At 42.1% G+C, this 703-nt stretch carries 1 pseudogene; it reads right to left on the bottom strand.

Going from position 1 to position 703, the window contains the following annotated elements:
* Window positions 1–703 (bottom strand): annotated as a pseudogene (locus AAEY57_RS19350) (DDE-type integrase/transposase/recombinase); the annotation flags it as partial.

The following is a 703-nucleotide window of genomic DNA, read 5'->3' on the forward strand; positions in this document are numbered from 1 at the left end:
CGACTGCAAATATCCTTCATTAAATCCGCGGCTAATTCACTTAACTGTGTGTCGTAAACCTGCCAGCCAACAACCTTTCGACTAAAAATGTCCATCACTAAATATAAGTATAAAAATTGCCCTTTTACGCTCGTTGGTAAATAGGTGATATCCCAAGTGTAGACTTCATTTGCACGCACTGCTTTCAGTGCTCTTGGCTTTTTCATCGGCTTAGCTGGCTTTACTTTTTCTCTATGCGTTAATAAGTTATGTGCCTTCATGACACGATAAAACGAACTTTCAGACGCTATCCATATGCCCTTATCAAGCAGCTTAGGGACTATTTTACTGGCCGGTAAATGCCCATATTCAGTTGAGTTAACCGTATTAATAATACGCTGCCGCTCTAACTCTGTGAGACGATTTGGCGGCCGTTTTATCGTACTTGTTCGCTTGTCAGTCATATTGTCAGCTTCAATCCAACGTTGAACGGTTCTTGCCGTCAGCCCAAGTAACTCACATGCTTTTTCTTTCCTTGCCCCTGAATCCTGCGCGTTTGTAATAAGCTTTATTAATTCATGTCGCTCAGCCAGTGTTGTTAATCGTCCTCGTTGAAACCCCAGAGTGCATCCGCTTTTTTTTTGAGAACAAGCAGAGCGGCTGTTTCAGCTAAGGCCTTATCTTTACGATTCAGTTCTTTTTGCAGCTGTTTTATCTCTTGCTT

The sequence above is a fragment of the Pseudoalteromonas sp. MER144-MNA-CIBAN-0113 genome, assembly GCF_040308965.1.
Taxonomy (GTDB): domain Bacteria; phylum Pseudomonadota; class Gammaproteobacteria; order Enterobacterales; family Alteromonadaceae; genus Pseudoalteromonas; species Pseudoalteromonas tetraodonis.